Source organism: Sphingomonas kyeonggiensis (assembly GCF_030812785.1).
Taxonomy (GTDB): Bacteria; Pseudomonadota; Alphaproteobacteria; order Sphingomonadales; family Sphingomonadaceae; genus Sphingomonas; species Sphingomonas kyeonggiensis_B.
In genome coordinates, this window is record NZ_JAUSTJ010000001.1 from 527,543 (window position 1) to 545,429 (window position 17,887).

Below are 17,887 nucleotides of genomic sequence, written 5' to 3' on the forward strand. Positions count from 1 at the left end.
GAGGCTACTCCCTGGGCAATTGGCCGAAGCTGCCGCAGAAGTCGGCGGTGGTCGAGACCCAGCCGAAGAACTTCTCGACATTGTAGACCGTGGCTTGCTGCATCATCGGCGGACCGAGATGGTGCGTCGCATCCTCGAGCATCACCCCGAAATATTCGAGGTGGAAGCCGTCGCGCAGCGTGCTCTCGACACAGACATTGGTGGCGATGCCGACGAAGACGATGTTGCGGATGCCCCTCGACCGAAGCGTCGAATCGAGCTGCGAGTTGAAGAAGGCGCTGTAGCGGGTCTTGTGGAGGCGGATGTCGCCCGGCTTCGGTGCCAGCGCATCGACCAGCTCGTAATCCCAGGTGCCGCGGGCGAGCAGCTTGCCGCTGAGCTCGGGCCTGGCGCGCATCGTCTTCAACGCATTGGACTTGTGCCAGTTGGGCGAGCCGGGGCCGCCGGCTTCGACATAGTCCGGGTCCCAGCCATTCTGGAGATAGATCACCGGCATGCCGGCCGTGCGGGCGGTGTCGAGCACCGCGGCGATCTTGCCGATCGTCCCCGCCGAGCCCGAGATGTCGAACCCGGCCTGGTCGACATAGCCGCCGGGCGAGGCATAGGCGTTCTGCATGTCGATCACGACGATCGCCGTCTCGTCGGCATGCACGCGGATCGGCTCGGGCCGGGCGGGAAGCGTGACGATGCGCGGGCCGGAAAGGTCGCGGCCTACCGTGGGTTCGCCTGTCATTTCGGGGAGTGTTCCCGAGAATGGCGCGGCGCACAAGTCCTACATCGGGTGCTGCGCCGACTCGGCAAAGTCCACGAAGTACACGCCCGAAGCGGGTTTTCGCGGCGCCTATTTTCCCTGTTTTCCCGAGAACGCACCGCATCCCGCAACTTCCTTGCGCGGGCGGGATCCTATTTTTCCTACGGCATCAAAGAGCGGCCGGGATTAGATCCGGCCGCGGAAGCGGAGCAGACGGAATCCTACATTGCAAGGTGAAACGGATAGGGGCCCCAACCCATCGTCATCCCCGCGCAAGCGGGGACCCATCTCCTGCGCTATCGGCAGATACAGCCGGTTCGCGCCTGGATAGTCCTGGAGATGGGTCCCCGCTTTCGCGGGGATGACGGTTGAGAATGGGGAGAGGATGGTGTTGGACGGCCTAGCCCGCCTCCGCCAGCAGCGCGGCGGCCTTGGCGCCGGCCCAGTCCATCTCGCCCGAGACGCGCCAGACTTCCTTGCCGGCGGCATCGTAGAGGATCGTGGTCGGCAGATTGGCCTGCATGCCGAGGCTGAACGCCGCATCCATGTCGGTCCAGGGCTTGAGATGCTTGAAGCCGGCCTTGGCGAAATAGGGATCGACGGATTCGCGGCCCTTGAAGTCCTGGCTCAGCGTGATCACCGGCAGCGCATCGCCCTTCTGGCCGGCGAGCGCATCGAGCGTCGGCATCTCGGCGCGGCACGGGATGCACCAGGTCGCCCAGAGATTGAGCAGCACCGGCTTGCCCTTGAACGCGGCGAGCGTCGTCTTCTTGCCGTCGGGATCGGTGAAGGGGGTGGCGGGCGCCGCCTCCCCCTTGTGGCTGCGATCGATCTTGCCCTTGTCCGCCGGCGCTTCCGCCGCTGCCGGGGCACCTGCCGCCGCATTGGCCGCAGGGATAGTTTCGTTTGCTTGGCTTCCGGGCCCGGAGCGCTTATCGCACCCCGCGATCATCAGGGTGCCGAGCAGGAGAAGTGAGATAGCCGAGCGCAAGGACAGCTCCAATGCCATGTGGGGTGGGCGCTTCGCCGAAGGCCCGTCTGCAGTCATGCGCGAGATTAACGCATCCATTCCCTTCGACAAGCGAATGTGGCGCCAGGATCTGCGCGGGAGCCAGGCACATGTGACCATGCTGGGCGCGCAGGGCATCGTCGCCGCCGAGGACGCGGCGGCGATCCATGCCGGGCTGGGCGCGGTCGCGGCCGATTTCGAGGCGCAGGGCGTGCCCGAGGACCTGGCGCTCGAGGACATCCACATGCTCGCCGAATCGCGGCTGGCCGAGAAGATCGGCGCGACCGCGGGGCGGCTGCACACTGCCCGCTCGCGCAACGACCAGGTGGCGACCGACTTCCGCCTGTGGGTGCGCGATGCGATCGACCAGGCCGAGGCTGCGCTGGGCGCGCTGCAGGACGCGCTGCTCGCGCGCGCCGAGGAACATGCCGACAGCGTGATGCCGGGCTTCACCCACCTCCAGGTCGCCCAGCCGGTGACGCTCGGCCATCACCTGATGGCCTATTTCGAGATGATCGGGCGCGACCGCTCGCGCTTCATCGATGCCCGGGCGCGGCTCAACCTCTGCCCGCTCGGCTCGGCGGCGCTGGCCGGCACCGGCTTCAACCTCGACCGTGAGGCCACCGCAAAGGCACTCGGCTTCGACGGGCCGACGCGCAACTCGCTCGATTCGGTTTCCGACCGCGACTTCGCGATCGAGTATCTCACCGCCGCCGCGCAGACCGCGCTGCACCTCAGCCGCCTGGCCGAGGAATTCGTGATCTGGGCGAGCCAGCCCTTCGGCTTCGTGTCGCTGAGCGACCAATGGTCGACCGGCAGCTCGATCATGCCGCAGAAGCGCAATCCCGATGCGGCCGAGCTGGTGCGCGGCCATTCGGGCCGGATCACCGGCGCGCTGGTCAGCCTGATGATCACGATGAAGGGCCTGCCGCTCGCCTATTCGAAGGACATGCAGGACGACAAGCCGCCGGTGTTCGAGGCGCATGACCTGCTGGGGCTCAGCATCGCGGCGATGACCGGCATGGTCGAGAGCGCGACCTTCCGGCTGGAGCGGATGCGTGCTGCGGCAGAGGCTGGGTTCTCCACGGCCACGGACCTGGCCGACTGGCTGGTGCGCGAGGGCGGCATCCCGTTCCGCGAGGCGCACCACATCACCGGGCGCGCGGTGGCGGCCGCCGAGAAGGCGGGCATCCGTCTCGATCAGCTATCGATCACCCAACTCAAGGAAATCGACACGCGGATCGACGAGCGCGTATACGGCGTTCTCAGCGTCGACGCCTCGGTGTCGAGCCGTACCAGCTTTGGCGGCACCTCGCCGAAGCGGGTGCGCGAAGCGATCGCGGCGGCGCGCAAGGGCCGTCAGGAGGAAGGGCGATGAAGCGACTGGTGGTGCTGGCACTTGGGCTTGCCCTGGCGGGCTGTGGCGCGCGCGAGGGGCTCAAACCCGCGGCGACGGCATCGCTGCCGGCCGCGCCCTATGGTGCGAAAGCGACGCCGTCGCCGACCGACCTGCTCCAGCCCCCCGTCCAGACGCGTCCGGCACGCAGCGACGACCTCATCCAAAGCTCTGATCAGCGGCGCAGCGACACGTTCGACCTGCCGCCGCGCTAAGGCCCAACAGGAAGTCTTTTCAGTGTCCCATTTCGAAGTGATCGGCGGCGAACTGCACGCCGAGAATGTTCCGCTCGCGCGCATTGCCGAGCAGGTCGGTACCCCCGTCTATGCCTATTCGACCGAGGCGTTCCGCGAAGCCGCGCGTGCCTTTCGCGACGGCCTGAAGCCGGTCGGTCGGCATCATGTCGCCTTTGCGGTGAAGGCCAATCCGAACCTCGCCGTGCTGCGCCTGTTGGCCAACGAGGGCTTCGGCGCCGATGTCGTCTCGGGCGGCGAGCTGTCGCGCGCGCTGGCGGCGGGCATCCCGGCGCAGGACGTGGTGTTCTCCGGCGTCGGCAAGACCCGCCGCGAACTGCACCAGGCGCTCGATGCCGGGATCGGCCAGTTCAACCTCGAGCTCGAGGAAGAAGGCGCCGTCCTTGCCGAGATCGCGCATGCCAAGGGCATCGTCGCCCCGGCGGCGCTGCGCGTGAACCCCGACGTCGATGCCGGCACGCACGAGAAGATCTCGACCGGCAAGGCCGAGAACAAGTTCGGCCTGCCGATCGACCAGGCCCCGGCGATCTTCGACCGGCTGGCGAAGCTGGAGGGCATCAACCTGCGCGGCGTGGCGGTGCATATCGGCAGCCAGCTGCTCAGCCTCGCCCCGCTCGAAGCCGCGTTCGAGCGCGTCGGCAAGCTGGTCGCCGAGCTGCGCGCCGCCGGCCACACCATCACCCATGTCGACCTGGGCGGCGGCCTGGGCGTCGCCTACAAGCCCGGCGACGTGCCGCCGACCTCGGCCGCATTCGGCGAGATGGTCGCGCGGGTGACGAAGGACTGGGACGTCGAGCTGATGTTCGAGCCGGGCCGTCACATCTCGGCCAATGCCGGCGTGCTGCTCACCGAGGTGCTGTGGGTGAAGCCGGGCGTGACCAATCCCTGGGTGGTGGTCGACGCGGCGATGAACGACCTGCAGCGCGTCGCGCTCTACGACGCCTATCACGGCTTCGCCTCGGTCACGCCCTCGGGCGAGACGATGGTCGCCAATGTCTGCGGGCCGGTCTGCGAGAGCAGCGACGTGTTCCTGAAGAATCGCGAGATCGACGCAGTGAAGAGCGGCGACCTGGCGGTGCTGCAGAGCGCCGGTGCCTATGGCGCGACCATGGCGAGCACCTATAACAGCCGTGCCCTGGTGCCGGAGGTGCTCGTCTCGGGCGACCGGTTCGAGGTCGTCGCGGGACGGATCACCGCCGAGACGATCATGGGCGAGGAACAGATCCCGGACTGGCTGAAGTAGGATGACGCTGACCGCCCTGCCGATCTTCGTGAAGCTGGCAGGGCGGCCGGTGGTGCTGGTCGGCAGCGGCGAGGCGGCCGAAGCGAAACGCCGGCTGCTCGAGCGCGCCGGCGCGGCGATCGTCGGCGAGGAGGCCGAGGCCGCGCTCGCCATCGTCGCCACCGACGATCCCGAACCCATTGTCGCCCGGCTGCGTTCGCGCGGCATGCTGGTCAATACCGTCGATCGCCCGGATTTGTGCGACTTCACCCTGCCCGCGATCGTCGAGCGCGATCCGGTGCTGGTGGCGGTGGGCACCGGCGGGGTCTCGGCCGGGCTGGCGGCGGCGATCCGGCAAAGGCTGGAGGCCGAGCTGCCCGCCGACCTGGGCGAGACCGCGCGGGCGCTGCATGCGGCGCGGCCCGCGCTGCGCGCACGCTTCCCCGACATCGCCGACCGCCGCCGCGCGATCGGGGCGGCGCTCGCCGAAGGGCTGGGCGGCGACGTGGTCGGGCGGATCGGTGCGCCGGAGGCGGCGCGGCTGCTGCGCTTCACCCTGGCCAGCGCCGATCCCGACGATCTCACGCTTCGCCAGGCGCGCGCGCTTGCGCAGGCCGAGCGGCTATACCATTTTCCCGGCGTGCCGACCGCCATCCTCGACCGCGCCCGGGCCGACGCCCCGCGCATCGCCTGCCCCGCTCCGCCCGAAGCGCCGGGTCCCGGCCTCTCCGTCTGGCTGGAGATGCGGACATGAGCGGCTTCGCCTATATCGTCCATGACGGGAAGGTGGAGCAGCCGATCCTCAAGGAGGCGCTGGGCAAGAATGCCCCGCTCAGCTGGATCCACCTCAACACCAATGACGAGCGCGCCCAGCTCTGGCTGAGCGGCGAGGCCAAGCTGCCCCAGCCGGTGATCGAGGCGCTGACCGCGATGGAGACGCGGCCGCGCTGCGACCTGTTCGGCCCGGCGGCGCTGATCAACCTGCGCGGCATGTCGTCCGAGACGCTCGACAGCTCCGATCCGCTCGCCTCGATCCGGATGTACGCGCATGGCGGCTGCGTCTTCTCGGTCTCGCGCAAGCAGCTCAATGCGATCACGCCGGTGCGCAAGCAGGTCGAGGACGGCAAGATCCTCGATCCGGGCGACCTGATCGCGGCGATCGCCCAGGCGATCACCGAGGAGCTCGACCCGATGGTCGCCGAGCTGGGCGATTCGCTCGACGATTGCGAGGAGCAGATCTCGCGGCACCGCGCCTTCGACCTGCGCCGGCTGGTCAACGAGACGCGGGTCAAGGCGATCGGGCTGCGGCGCTTCCTCTATCCGCAGCGCGCCGCGCTGGAGAAGCTGGCCGGGCTGCCGGTCGAGTGGCTGGCCGAGGACGACCGGCTCCACCTCGCCGCCGCCGCCGACCGCGCCGCGCGCATGGCCGAGGAGCTGGAGAGCATCCGCGAGCGCGCCGCGCTGACCCACGAGACGCTCACCGACCTGCGCTCCGAGCTGATCGACCAGCGCTCGCTGATGATCGCGGTGGTGGCGATGGTGTTCCTGCCGCTGACCTTCATCACCGGGCTGTTGGGCATGAACGTCGCCGGCATCCCCTTCGCGCACGAGCCCTGGGCCTTTGCCGGGGTGGTGGCGCTGTGCGTGGTGCTGGCGGTGGCGATCACCGGCTATTTCCTCGGCCGGCACTGGTTCGAGCGCTAAGCGCTCAGCAGCGACGGCAGCGTTCCAGCTCGACGCGGATGGCGGCGAGCTCGCCCCGCGCCTCGCCCAGCTCGATCGCCCGTGCGGCGATGCGCGCGTCGAGCGCGAGGTTGGAGCGCTTGAGCTCCTCCATCCGGTCCGAACGGGCCAGCACGCGCTCGATCCGCGCGGCGAGCTCCTCGAATTCATAGGGCCGCTCGAGATAGTCGTCGGCGCCGGCCTGCAGCGCCTCGATCGCACCGCGCGGATCGCTCTGGCTGGTGACCATGATCACCGGCAGATCGGTGGTGTCGCGCGTGGCGCGGATCTCCTGGAGGACATGGAGGCCGGAGACTTCGGGCATCACCCGGTCGACCAGGACGAGGTCGAAGCCGCGCGCGGAGATCAGCTCGAGCGCCTGAGAACCGCAATCGGCGAGGACGACGAGATAGCCGAGCTGGCCGAGGCGATGGGCGAGGACGTGCAGGTTCGTCCGGCTGTCGTCGACCGCCAGGATGGTACGCGTGGCACGCCGGCGATTGCCGATGCCTTCCTGTGCCGAAGCCTCGTCCATGGCCGGCATATTACGCCTGCAACAATCACGAAACAGTTAAGTCGGGCGCAACCTTGCTTGGATCAGCGTTCCAGGAAGTTGAACAACTGTCCCACCATCACGTCCATCGGGCCGTTGCACTTGTCGAGCGCGTCGCCCGGCTCGGCAGTGTTGACCGCCAGCCCCATCGGAGTCGGCCAGCCGCGCAGGGCATGGGTGATGGTGCGCAGCGCCTGCAGCGTCGAGACCGCCGCCTGCCAGCCGGCGGCGGTGGCGATCAGGCCGACGGGGAGGCCGTCGAAATAGGGCCGCTCGTCCCTGCTCAGCGCCTCGACATAATCGAGCGCGGTCTTGACCAGGCCGGACAGTGTGCCGTGATAGCCGGGCGAGCCGACGATCACCGCATCGGCGGTGCGCAGCGCCTCCAGATAGCGCATCACCGCCGGATTCCCCTCGACATTGCCCGGCTCGTAATGGGGGAAGGCGATCGCCTCGCCGGTGAGCAAAGTGGTGCGGGCGCCCCGCGCCTCGGCCCTGGCGAGCGTGGCCGCAAGCAGGCGTCCGGTGGCGGATTCGGGGCGCAGGGTGCCGCCGAGCGCGACGATATGAGGTGCCGACATGCGGTTGCGCTAACCCAAAGCTCGGGCGAGCGCCAGAGTGCGCGCCGCCGTGGACCTGGGGCGCGGGCTGCGGCTATGCATCGGCAGAATCACCCAAGGGGGAGCCAAATGGTCGCAGCAACGCACGGTCCCCTGGCGGGGCTGCGCATCGTCGAACTCGACATGCCGGGCACCGTGCTGTTCACCGGCATGCTCCTCGCCGACCTGGGCTGCGACGTGATCCGCATCCGCCGGCCGGGCAGCGAAGGCAGCGCCGTGGCCGCGCCGCTCTATCGCGGACGATCGGAAGTGCTGCTCGACCTCAGCCAGGCGGCGGGGCGCGAGCAGGCGCTGTCGCTGATCGCCGAGGCGGACGGGGTGATCGAAGGCTATCGCCCCGGGGTGGCCGAGCAGGTGGGGCTCGATCCGGCGCGCTGCCTCGCGCTCAACCCGCGGCTCGTCTATGCCCGGACCAGCGGCTGGGGGCGCGAGGGACCGCTGGCCGGCACGCCGGGCAATGACATCAACCATCTGGCGCTCTCCGGCGCGCTCCATGCGATCGGACCGGCCGCCGCGCCGGTGCCGCCGCTCAACCTGATCGGCGAATATGCCGGCGGCGCGCTGCACCTGGCGCTCGGCCTGGTCTCGGCGATCCTCGCCGCCCAGGCGACCGGGCGCGGCCAGGTGATCGAGGCGGCGCAGGCGGATGGCGTCGCGTCGATGATGACGCTCTACTACGCGCTCCACGCCGCCGGGCGCTGGGCCGATGCGCGCACGGCCAACATGGTCGATGGCGGCGCGCCCTATTATCGCTGCTATGCCTGTGCCGATGGCCGCCACGTCGCGGTCGGCGCGCTCGAGCCCGCGAGCTTTCGCGCGCTCTGCGCCGGGCTGGGCATCGCTGCGGCCAAGTTCGACCAGTTCGACCGCGCCTGCTGGCCGGCGCTGACCGAGGAATTCGCCGCCGCCTTCGCCTCGCGCGGGCGCGACGAATGGGCGGCGCTGTTCGAAGGCGGTGAGGGCTGCGTGACGCCGGTGCTGTCGCTCACCGAGGCGCCGCTCCATCCGCACAACCGCGCGCGCGGGACCTTCACGGCGGTGGGCGAGACGGTGCAGCCGATGCCGGCGCCGCGCTTCTCGGGGACGCCGGCCGAGGCGCTTCCGGCGGTGGAGGAAAGCGTGGCCGAGGTGCTGGCGCGCTGGGGCGGGGAGTAGAAGTACCGCCCCCAGTGCCGTGTTCCGGCTAAAGCAGGAACCTAGGGTAATCGGGTACTTCGCCGCCCTGGGCTCCTGCTTTCGCAGGAGCACATGGAAGGGCGGTTGGCCTTATCTCAAGCGACGCTGGCCTTGAGGCTGCTCCAGGCGCGGGCGATCTCGTCGAGGCTGTTCGCCGCCTCGCGGAACGGTGCCGGGTCGGTGCCGGTGGCTGCCTGCAATATCTCGCCGCGCAGCCCGTGATAGAAAGTGGCGAGCGTCCGGGCGACCTCGCCGCCCTTGTCGAAATCGAGCCCCGCCTCGAGCGCGAACAGGATCGCGGTGGCACGCGCGACCCGCTCGCCGCGGACCGAATAGTTGCGCCGCTCGACCGCCCAGGCGGCGGTGCGCAGCGCGGCGATGCCCTCTTCGTAGAGCAGCCCGACCAGCGCATGCGGATCGCCACCGGCCGCCCGGCCGACAATGTCGATCTGGCGATAGGTGTCGGCAGGGTTGGCGGCGAGAGCCGAGGCGTAGCGCATCAGTCCTTCGCGTTCCAGGCGTCGATCTGCTGCTGCAGGAAGGTCTGGGTCGACTTATAGGCGGCGACCTTGGCGTCCATCGCGGCGAATTGCTGAGTCATGCGCTCGCGCAGCTTCTCGGTATCGCCGGCGACCTTGGTCTTCTCGTCCGCGAGATCCTCCTGCGCCTTGCTGTACTTGTCGGCGCTGGCACCGAGCCCGCTCTTGGTGCTGGTCGCGATATCCGAGATGTCGGAAAGCGCCTTGGTCAGCCCCGCACTCTCGGCGAAGATCTTCTCGACGTCGTTGGGATAGTCGGTGAGCACCTTGGAGAGCCGTGCGCTGTCGAGGCTCAGCGTGCCGTCGCGATTGGTCTTCACCCCGAGATCGGCGAGGTTGGACGGCGCATCGACGCCCGCGCCCGGCACCAGGTCGCTCAATGTCAGCCGCTTGAGCTGCTGGAGCAGCTGCTTGGCTGCGGGATCGGAGCGAAGCGGGCCGCTGACCGGATCGGTCGCGGTCTGCACCGCCTTGAACACTTCGTTATAGGTCTCGACGAAGTTCGAGACCGCCTGGCTGAGCGCACTGGTCGGCGAGCTGGCGCCGATCGTCACCTTGGTGCCGATCGATGCGGAGACCAGGTCGATCCGCGTTCCGGGGATCATCGTGGTGATGCTGTTGGTCGGATATTTCGCCTCGACCCCGTCGATCGCGACCCGGGCATCCTGCGCCGTCGCGCTGATCGTCGAGCCGGTGGCGCCGGGGCCGACATCGAGCTGGGCGAGCCCGTCGGCGCCGCTCAGCGTGAACGCCTGGGACGAGCCGGTCGCGCTCTTGAGCACCAGCCGCGCGCCGGTCGAATCGCTGAGGATTGTGGCGGTGACGCCGGCCTTCTTCGCATTGATCGCGGCGGCGACGTCGGACAGCGTGGCGTTGGCGGGCACGTCGATCTCGACCGGGGTGCCGCCGCCCTGGGTGAAGCCGGTCATCGCGCCGTTGCTCACCGTCGCGGTGCCGAAGCTGAGCGTCAGCTTGCCCCCACCGATGACGCTGCTGCTGCCGCCGCCGAACGCCTGCGAGCTGGAGACCTGGCCCTGGGCAAGCTGGCGCACTTCCATCGTCGCGTTCAGCCCGGCGAGATCGGCGCCGGAAAGCCGGGTGACGTTGACGATGCCGGTGTTCGAGCTGGTCGGCTGGGTGGCGAGCGAGCCCGAGCTGGTGAGCGAGGCAAGCGCCGAGGCGAAGTCGCTGATATTGCCCTTGATCGTGCCGACCGAGGAAATCTGCGCGGTAAGCGCGTCGTTCTTGTCGGTGATCGCCTTGTTCTTGTTGGCGAAGCTGTTGTCGACGAGCGACGTGACCAAAGCGGTGATGTCGATCCCCGATCCGGTGCCCAGCGTCTTCGCGATCGATTCGACGGCCATTTCGTCCCCCTGCTCTCCCACCGGTAAACGGCAGGAGCGGCGCGGATTTTAGTGCGCGCGCGCCTGTTTCCGGCCGTTTTCGTCGAAAAGCGCCGTCTCGGGCACGGTGACCGGCGGCTGGACCGCGCCGGCGCGCCTGCTGAGCTGGAAGACGAAGGCGAGCACGGTCGCCACCGCCATGTAGAGATCGTCGCGGATCTGCTGGTTTTCCTTGCTCGTGTAATAGACCGCGCGGGCGAGCTGCGGATATTCGAGGATCGGCACATCGAGCTCGCCGGCCAGCTCGCGGATGGCGAGCGCAGTCGCGCCGCGCCCCTTGGCGACCACCACCGGCACCTGGTCCTTGCCCTGCTCGTAGCGCAGCGCGACGGCGAAGTGCGTCGGGTTGGTGATCACGACATGCGCGGTCTCCACCGCCTTGCGGAAGCCGCCCTTCAGGATCTGGCGCTGGCGCTGGCGCTGCGCCATCTTGGCCTCGGGCGAGCCTTCGGCTTCCTTGTGCTCGTCCTTCACTTCCTGCTTGGTCATGCGCAGCCTGGCCATGTGGCGGAGGATCTGGATCGGCAGGTCGACGCCGGCGATCAGCAGCAGCCCACCGGCCATGACGAAGAGCAGGTAAAGGAACTCGTTGCCCATCGCGCCGATCGCGCCGTGCAGGTCTGCCTCGACCAGCCCGAGTGAACGGCCGGTCAGCGACCAGAGCAACCAGATGCCGATGCTGCCGAGCAGGACGACCTTGAGCAGGCCCTTGCCCAGCTCGATCCAGCCATTGGGACCGAAGATGCGGGCCAATCCCGAGCCGGGATTGATCCGCGATGCCTTGGGCGCGAACAGCTTGGAATTCCAGCGCAGCCCGGCGAGCCCGACATGGCTGAGCACCGCGCCGGCGAGCGCGAACAGCAGCAGGCCGCCGATCGGCAGCTCCAGCTTCCAGGCCGCAGCGGCGATCGGGCGCCAAGGCTCGAAATCCTCGACATCGGCAACGGTGAAGGTGAAGCTGCCGACCATCACTTCCTTGCAGGCGCGGACCAGCGCGGGGCCGAGCGTCGCCATCCAGGCACAGCCGAGAAGGACGATCAGCGCGGTGCCGAAGTCCTTCGAGCTGAGTATTTGCCCCTCTTCGGCAGCTTTCCGCTTGCGCTTGGGTGTTGGGGCTTCTGTCTTTTCGCCGCCGGACTCGGACATCAGCCGAGCACCAGCTGCGGCATCATCTCGAGCGCTTCGCGGATGATGACGACGAGATAATCCCCCATCGCAGGGAGCGCGAGCAGCAGCGCGACCACGCCGAACAACAGGCTGGCGGGCAGGCCGACCGCGAACAGGTTGAGCGCCGGGGCGGCGCGGCTGAGCATGCCGACGATCAGGTTGAGGCAGAGCAGCAGGAAGCCGATCGGCAGCGAGAGCAACAGCCCGGCAAGGAAGGTATAGCCGCCGAACATCGCGATGCCGAGCAGCCGCTCGGGCGCGATCCAGGCGCCGGGCGGCATCACCTGATAGCTGCGCACGACCAGGTCGACGAGAACCAGATGACCGTCCAGCGCCAGGAAGACCAGGGTCAGCATCAGCGACAGGAAGGTACCGATCGCCGGAGTCGAATGGCCGTTATTGGGATCGACCGCATTGGCGAAGCCCAGGCCCATCGACATCGAGATGACTTCGCTGGCCACCATCGGCGCGGCGAAGGCGACCTGGAGCACGAAGCCCATGGCGAGGCCGATCAGTGCTTCGGCTGCGATGGCGAGGAAGGTGGTGAGCGAGAAGATCTCGGCCGGCGGGGCGATATGCGCGACGTTCAGCACCAGCACGCCGATCGCGCCGATCAGCGCGATGCGCGCGGGCAGCGGGATCGCCATCGCGCTGAAGATCGGCGCGGTGATGAACGCCGCGCCGATCCGCACCATGGCGAACAGCAGCGCCCAGAGCTGCGGCTCGATCGAGAGGCCGAAGCCCATCACTACCGGTTCCCCTTCCGCTTGCGGGAGGGGTTAGGGGAGGGGATGTACGGAAGACCGGTGAGAGACAGCCCCTCCCCCGGCCCCTCCCGCAAGCGGAAGGGGAGATTCACTTTACCAGGTCCGGGATGCGCTCGAAGATGCTCACGGTGAAATCGCCGAGCAGCCCCATGATCATCGAGCCGAAGATCACCAGGCTGATCGCCACGACGACCAGCTTGGGCACGAAGGTAAGCGTCTGCTCCTGGATCGAGGTGGCGGCCTGGACCATGCCGAGCACCAGGCCGGCGAGCAGGGCGGGCACCAGGATCGGGGTGGCGGCGAGCGCCAGCACCCACATCGCCTCGCGGCCGACGGTGAGGAAATATTCGGTGTCCATGTGCGCTAACTCACGAAGCTGGAGGCGAGCGAGCCCATGGTCAGCGCCCATCCGTCGACCAAGACGAAGAGCAGCAGCTTGAAGGGCAGGGAGATGATCGTCGGCGACATCATCATCATGCCGAGCGCCATCAGCACGGTGGCGACGACGAGATCGATGACGATGAAGGGCAGGAAGATCAGGAAGCCGATCTGGAAGGCGGTCTTGAGCTCGCTGGTGACGAAGGCGGGGAGCAGCACCGAGAAGGGCACGTCGGCCGGCTTCGCATAGGGACCGCTCTTGGCCATCTGGGCGAACATGGTGACGTCCTTGGTGCGGGTCTGCTTGATCATGAAGCCGTGCAGCGCCTCGCCCGACTTGGCGATCATCTCGCTCGCGCCGATCTTGCCGGCCGAATAGGGCTGGATCGCAGTCGTGTTCATCGTGCCCAGCGTCGGCGCCATCACGAAGAAGCTGAGGAACAGTGCCAGGCCGATCAGCACCTGGTTGGGCGGGGTCTGCTGGAGGCCGAGGGCCTGGCGGAGCAGGGCGAGCACGATGATGATCCGGGTGAAGCTGGTCATCATCAGCAGGATGCCCGGCAGCACCGAGAGCAGGCCCATGATGATGAGGACCTGCAGCGACAGGCTCAGCGGGGCATTGCCGCCGCCAAGGTCGCCGAGCGCGCGATCGACTGCGTCGCCGACGCCCGGGGTGGCGACCGGAGCCGGCACCGCCGGCGCGGCACCCTGCGCGAAGGCCGGGAAGGCGAACAGCACGAGGAAGGCCAGGATGCCGATGAACAGCGCCGCGCGGCCCCCGACCGTGCGCGGGGCGGAGACGATCGCGCGGGTCATTGCTGCTTGTCCACCAAGGTGACGCCGCTGCGGCTCACCGAGACGAGCAGCTTCTGCCCTTCGAACTCGATGACGGCGAGGCGCAGGCTCGGGGAGAGCATCATCGTCTCCTTGAGCTGCACCATGCGGGTCTGCTGGTTCTTGGGCAGGCGCGATTCGAGCTTGCGCCAGGCATAGAGGCAACCGACCAGCAGGCCGCAGACGAGCGGCAGCAGCACGATCAGCTTGATGATGTACCAGGTCATGGGATCAGCGGCCCGCGCGCTTGTCCGGGCTGACCAGCTCGGTCATCCGCACGCCGAACTTCTCGCCGACCGTGACGACCTCGCCGCGGCCGATCAGCGTGCCGTTGACGAACACGTCGAGCAGCTCGTTGGCCTCACGATCGAGCTCGATCACGCTGCTCTCGCCGAGCGCGAGCAGCTCGCGCAGGGTCAGGCGGGTCGAGCCGATCTCGACGGTCAGCTTGACGTCGACGTCCTGCAACAGCCGGAAATTGGCGGCGACGGCAGAGTCGACCGGGAATGCGGTCGTCATGTCGTTCATTGGAAGTCCTCTGCGTTGATCTCTTCGAGCGAAGTGAGGCGGACCGCGGCGCGGCCGTTGGCGGTGCCGACAAGGCCGGTGCCGAGGCGGCGCTTCGCCACCATCACCGGAACCTCGGGGCCGAAATCGATCGGGATGATGTCGCCTTCCTTGAGCTCGAGCAGGCGGCCGAGCTGCATGGTCGGTTCGGCAAGCACCGAGCGGACCGGCAGGGTCACTGCCATCACGGCTCGCGTAAGACCCGAGCGCCATTCGGGCTCGACCCCGTCCTTCGGCCCATGGACCTTGACCATCAGCGCGGCGCCGTGCGGCTTCAGAGCGGCGACGGGATAGAGAATGTCGAAGAAATGCGGGCGGCCCTCGCCCTCGGCCAGGCCGAAGCGGGTGACGACCACCGGATCGTCGGCGCCGAGATCGGGCGCGGCGGCGAGATTCGCCGCGCCCTCGGCCCGGAAGACGACGCGCGACAGCGGCTCCCAGGCCTTGTCGAGCAGCCCGGCGGCCGACTGGGCAAGCCGGCCGACCAGCGCCTCGGCGGCGAGGGTGAACTCGCCCGGCAGCGGGTTCGGCGCTTCGCCGTCGCCACCGAAGAATGCGTCGAGCATCTCGAAGACCAGCCCAGCCTCGAGCACGAACTGGGCGCGCGAACGGGCATTGCCCATCGCCAGCGGCTGCCAGGCGGAAAGCATGCCGCCGCGCTCGGCCTTGTAGTCGGCGAAGCGCTGGACCGAGAGCGGCTCGGCCCAGGCGCGGAGATCCTTGCGAAGCAAGCCCTCAAAGGCGCCCTTCAACGACTTGGCCAGACGCGCGCTCAGATGCTGCAGCGTGACCAGATCGCCGAACGGATTCAGGTTGGCCGTCCCCAGTACCGGCGCGTGTTCCGCGCTGGTCCGGGGGCGTTCCCGCCGATCGGCTGAGCCGTCTGGTGAAGGGCTGTTAACCATGCCCGTTCACTGAACGATGAAATTGGTAAAGTAGACGTTACTAACCCCGCCAAAACCTTCCTTTTCCTTCAAAACGCCGTTGATCGCCTTGGCGAGGCGGTCCTGGATGTGGCGCTTGCCCTCCGCGGTGAACACCTCGTCCTCGGTGGTCTCGCCCAGCGCCATCAGCACGGCCGAGCGGATCGCGATCTCGTGCGTCTTGATGTTCTCGAGGACCCGCTCGTCATAGGGCGTCGACACGGCGATGCCGACCTGGACGAAATGGACGCTGTCCTGGAGATTCGAGGTGAACTCCTTCTCCATCGGATAATAGGAGGAAGCGTATTTGTCGCCGCCCTCGCCCTTTGGCGTGGGCTTGCCGCCATGGCCGGGCGCTTCGCCCTCGCCTTCGCCGCCATGGCCACCCTCGCCACCGCCCTTCAGCGAGGCGCGCTTCTCCTCGCTCTTGGGCACGAGATGCGGCTCATCGGCGCCCTCGGCATGCGCCGCAGCGCTGAACCAGCCGGCCTGCATGCCATAGAATGCCGCGCCCCCGCCGCCGCCGAGCAGCAGCACCGGCAGGCCCACGAGCAGCAGCAGCTTGCCCTTTTTCTTCTTCGGCGCAGCGGCGCCCGCGTCCTTGATATCGCTCATCGTCTATCTCCGCGGATCTCAGGCGATCCGTTCGTCATCCTGGGTGGAAGTCTGGGCCTCGCGGCGCGCGCCGGGCGGCGCCGAGGGCTGGTGGCGGTTGGGCGCGGCGTCCTGGCGCTGGCCCTGGTTCATCTGCGGATTGGCATTGCCGGCGCCGGTTCCGGTCGCGTTCGATTCGACGCTGGTCGAGCCGAGGCGGATGCCGCGCTCCTGGGCGATCTCGGCCAGCTTGGGCTGGGCATCGGCGATCAGCTGGCGGGCGGACTGGGTATCGGTGTTGAACTGGACATGGATGCTGCCCGAATCGTCCTGGCGGATCGCGATATCGACCTTGCCCAGCGCCTCGGGCATCAGGCTGAGCCGGGTCTCGCGGGCCGGACCGGCGCCCTGCAGCGTCTCGATCCGGTCGATCATCTTCGACGTCCACTCCTGGTGGCGCATGTCGAGCGCGACATCCTGGCCCTGGCCGGTGGCAGCGACGGCGGTGGCGGACTGTGCGCCGGTCGCCGGCGCGGCGAGCGTCGAGAGATCGATCTGCGGGTCGCTCGACGTGCTGGTAGCGACGGCACGCGTGGCGGGCCGATCGAACGCGGCGAAGATCTGGTCGGCGACCGACGGGGACGGCGGCACGGTCGCGGTCGGAGCCGGCTGGAGCGGGGCCGGAGTCACATCGGCGATCGACAGCTTCTCCTGCGGTGCCGGCTTGTCGGTCGTGATGCGTACCACCGGCGCTTCGGCAGCGGCCTGGCGCAGTTCGCGCGGCGGCTGGGCGAGAATGGGCTGCGGGGTGGTATCGGTAGCGGTGTCGCTGATGGCGGCAGGCGCGATGCCGGTACCGGCCATGGGTGCCTCCACCACAGGATCGGCCGGCGCAACAGCGACTGCCGAAGCCGCGACCTTGGGCTGGCCGGCGGTGTTGCGTGGTACCGGCTGCGGCCGGGCCTCGGGGAGGATCGCCGGTGCGGGAGTTGTGGCAGTAGCTGTCGTGGGTGTAACGATGGGCTTGGGCACCTCGGCCTTCGCCTCGGGTGCGGCTTTACCGGTTTCCGCGATCGGACCCACGGGCAGCTGAGCTTCGCCACCCGCGCGCTTGCCGCCGGTCTCGACGGTCACGTCCGACACGGCTTCCGCCTTGGCCTCAGGCGAGGCAACCGGCGGCGTGACGGCGAACCAGGCGAAGGCGGGCGGCGGCGCGTCCTCGGCGGTCGCGTCCTCCTTGTCGTCCGTGTCCGACCCCGGCTGTTCCTCGCCCTTGCCGTCGAGGCCGAGCACGGCATCCGGCAATTCCTTGCCGTCGCCGGCAAGATCCTGCCCCTTCGGCAGCGCGATTGCCGCGTCCGCCAGCTTGCCCTGGGGCGCGGCGGCATGGGCCGCGATCTTTGGCATCAGCGCACCCATGGCCAGCGCAAAGCCGCTCACATCCACGGAAATCGCGGCGTTCGGCTTGGCGGGATCCACGGCGATGCCGGGAAGTGCGATGGTGAGATGGATCAAGTTCGAGCCCCCGTGACACGTGTTCACGGCGTACTCAGCAAATATCGTGCCGGTTTTTGCCCATGGGTGGAAGCTGTTCGAGCTCGCGCAGCGCCTTGAGCGCGGCATCGGCTTCGGCGCGGGTGATCAGCTTCTCGATCGCATTCTGGTCGCGCCGCGCCTCGCGGGTGGCGGTGCGGGCGATCTCGAGGCTTTGCTCGGCGACTTCGACACGCTTGTCAGCGGCGAAGGCGGACTGGTGGAGCCGATCGCGGAAATGCGCGGCGGCGGCGAGGCTGGAGGCGGATTCGGACGCACTCGGCGCCGGCGCGACATTCGCGGCGAGACTGGCGATGCGGTCGCGCAGCTTCGCTTCCTGATCGACCTTGGCGAGCGCGCGGACTTCGTCTGCGCGGACCAGGTCGAGCTGGAGCGTGCGGACGCGCAGCAGGCGATCGAGCTTTTTTACGGAGCGGGGCATCTAGATGTTCCCCGGCGAAGGCCGGGGCCTAGTTGCC

The 17,887-nt window shown here is 68.5% G+C and carries 22 protein-coding genes; 6 read left to right on the top strand and 16 right to left on the bottom strand.

Translation table 11 applies throughout. From position 1 onward, the window contains the following. Window positions 1-4: 4 nt before the first annotated feature. Window positions 5-733 (bottom strand): pyrimidine utilization protein B, encoded by a 729-nt coding sequence (gene rutB, locus J2W22_RS02530; RefSeq protein WP_307116692.1) that lies wholly within the window; start codon window positions 731-733, stop codon window positions 5-7. A gap of 418 nt (window positions 734-1,151) precedes the next feature. Further along, a complete protein-coding gene (locus tag J2W22_RS02535; protein ID WP_307116693.1) occupies window positions 1,152-1,742 on the bottom strand; it encodes a TlpA family protein disulfide reductase in 591 nt (196 codons plus the stop codon). A gap of 16 nt (window positions 1,743-1,758) precedes the next feature. Here J2W22_RS02535 and argH point away from each other — a divergent pair, with 16 nt between their 5' ends. Genes argH through J2W22_RS02560 form a run of 5 tightly spaced genes read left to right on the top strand, consistent with a single transcriptional unit; the run spans window position 1,759 to window position 6,336 of the window. Then, window positions 1,759-3,138, top strand: coding sequence for an argininosuccinate lyase (gene argH, locus J2W22_RS02540; protein ID WP_307116694.1), 1,380 nt, complete (start codon window positions 1,759-1,761; stop codon window positions 3,136-3,138). Then, on the top strand, window positions 3,135-3,371 hold the full coding sequence (locus tag J2W22_RS02545; RefSeq protein WP_307116695.1) for a hypothetical protein: 237 nt from the start codon (window positions 3,135-3,137) through the stop codon (window positions 3,369-3,371). The genes argH and J2W22_RS02545 overlap by 4 nt, the downstream gene beginning before the upstream one ends. A gap of 22 nt (window positions 3,372-3,393) precedes the next feature. Next, window positions 3,394-4,653 (top strand): diaminopimelate decarboxylase, encoded by a 1,260-nt coding sequence (gene lysA, locus J2W22_RS02550; protein WP_307116696.1) that lies wholly within the window; start codon window positions 3,394-3,396, stop codon window positions 4,651-4,653. A gap of 1 nt (window position 4,654) precedes the next feature. Beyond that, window positions 4,655-5,386 (top strand): precorrin-2 dehydrogenase/sirohydrochlorin ferrochelatase family protein, encoded by a 732-nt coding sequence (locus tag J2W22_RS02555; protein ID WP_307116697.1) that lies wholly within the window; start codon window positions 4,655-4,657, stop codon window positions 5,384-5,386. Then, on the top strand, window positions 5,383-6,336 hold the full coding sequence (locus J2W22_RS02560; protein ID WP_307116698.1) for a CorA family divalent cation transporter: 954 nt from the start codon (window positions 5,383-5,385) through the stop codon (window positions 6,334-6,336). The genes J2W22_RS02555 and J2W22_RS02560 overlap by 4 nt, the downstream gene beginning before the upstream one ends. 4 nt (window positions 6,337-6,340) lie before the next feature. On the opposite strand, the gene J2W22_RS02565 is transcribed toward J2W22_RS02560, so the two are convergent. Both J2W22_RS02565 and J2W22_RS02570 read right to left on the bottom strand, forming a co-directional pair. After that, window positions 6,341-6,898, bottom strand: coding sequence for a response regulator (locus J2W22_RS02565; RefSeq protein WP_307116699.1), 558 nt, complete (start codon window positions 6,896-6,898; stop codon window positions 6,341-6,343). 53 nt (window positions 6,899-6,951) lie between these two features. Beyond that, window positions 6,952-7,488 carry an NADPH-dependent FMN reductase gene (locus J2W22_RS02570; RefSeq protein WP_307116700.1) on the bottom strand — a complete coding sequence of 179 codons (537 nt, stop codon included), beginning with the start codon at window positions 7,486-7,488 and terminating at the stop codon, window positions 6,952-6,954. A 108-nt stretch (window positions 7,489-7,596) separates the two neighbouring features. On the opposite strand from J2W22_RS02570, the gene J2W22_RS02575 reads away from it, so the two are divergent. Beyond that, complete coding sequence (locus tag J2W22_RS02575) at window positions 7,597-8,682, top strand: CaiB/BaiF CoA transferase family protein (RefSeq protein ID WP_307116701.1); 1,086 nt, start codon at window positions 7,597-7,599, stop codon at window positions 8,680-8,682. 116 nt (window positions 8,683-8,798) lie between these two features. Here J2W22_RS02575 and J2W22_RS02580 read toward each other — a convergent pair whose 3' ends face one another. The 12 genes from J2W22_RS02580 to J2W22_RS02635 form a co-directional block, all read right to left on the bottom strand. Beyond that, window positions 8,799-9,203: a flagellar export chaperone FliS gene (locus J2W22_RS02580; protein WP_307116702.1), complete on the bottom strand. Its 405-nt coding sequence runs from the start codon at window positions 9,201-9,203 to the stop codon at window positions 8,799-8,801. After that, entirely contained in the window at window positions 9,203-10,606 is a 1,404-nt protein-coding gene (gene fliD, locus J2W22_RS02585) for a flagellar filament capping protein FliD (RefSeq protein ID WP_307116703.1), read from the bottom strand. The genes J2W22_RS02580 and fliD overlap by 1 nt, the downstream gene beginning before the upstream one ends. A gap of 48 nt (window positions 10,607-10,654) precedes the next feature. Continuing rightward, entirely contained in the window at window positions 10,655-11,791 is a 1,137-nt protein-coding gene (gene flhB, locus J2W22_RS02590) for a flagellar type III secretion system protein FlhB (RefSeq protein WP_307116704.1), read from the bottom strand. Further along, entirely contained in the window at window positions 11,791-12,558 is a 768-nt protein-coding gene (gene fliR / locus J2W22_RS02595) for a flagellar biosynthetic protein FliR (protein ID WP_307117975.1), read from the bottom strand. Before fliR ends, flhB begins: the two co-directional genes overlap by 1 nt. A gap of 109 nt (window positions 12,559-12,667) precedes the next feature. Beyond that, window positions 12,668-12,937: a flagellar biosynthesis protein FliQ gene (gene fliQ, locus J2W22_RS02600; protein WP_307116705.1), complete on the bottom strand. Its 270-nt coding sequence runs from the start codon at window positions 12,935-12,937 to the stop codon at window positions 12,668-12,670. A gap of 5 nt (window positions 12,938-12,942) precedes the next feature. Next, a complete protein-coding gene (fliP, locus tag J2W22_RS02605; RefSeq protein ID WP_307116706.1) occupies window positions 12,943-13,773 on the bottom strand; it encodes a flagellar type III secretion system pore protein FliP in 831 nt (276 codons plus the stop codon). Next, entirely contained in the window at window positions 13,770-14,018 is a 249-nt protein-coding gene (locus J2W22_RS02610; RefSeq protein ID WP_307116707.1) for a flagellar biosynthetic protein FliO, read from the bottom strand. The genes fliP and J2W22_RS02610 overlap by 4 nt, the downstream gene beginning before the upstream one ends. A 4-nt stretch (window positions 14,019-14,022) precedes the next feature. Further along, complete coding sequence (fliN, locus tag J2W22_RS02615; RefSeq protein WP_183999175.1) at window positions 14,023-14,319, bottom strand: flagellar motor switch protein FliN; 297 nt, start codon at window positions 14,317-14,319, stop codon at window positions 14,023-14,025. Further along, entirely contained in the window at window positions 14,316-15,263 is a 948-nt protein-coding gene (locus tag J2W22_RS02620; RefSeq protein ID WP_307116708.1) for a flagellar motor switch protein FliM, read from the bottom strand. Before J2W22_RS02620 ends, fliN begins: the two co-directional genes overlap by 4 nt. Window positions 15,264-15,269: 6 nt before the next feature. Further along, the gene (locus J2W22_RS02625) at window positions 15,270-15,896 is read right to left on the bottom strand and encodes a flagellar basal body-associated FliL family protein (protein WP_307116709.1); all 627 of its coding nucleotides are present in this window, start codon (window positions 15,894-15,896) and stop codon (window positions 15,270-15,272) included. Window positions 15,897-15,914: 18 nt separating this feature from the next. Further along, a complete protein-coding gene (locus J2W22_RS02630; RefSeq protein WP_307116710.1) occupies window positions 15,915-17,390 on the bottom strand; it encodes a flagellar hook-length control protein FliK in 1,476 nt (491 codons plus the stop codon). 34 nt (window positions 17,391-17,424) lie between these two features. Continuing rightward, entirely contained in the window at window positions 17,425-17,850 is a 426-nt protein-coding gene (locus tag J2W22_RS02635) for a hypothetical protein (RefSeq protein ID WP_307116711.1), read from the bottom strand. Between the last annotated feature and the right edge of the window lie 37 nt (window positions 17,851-17,887).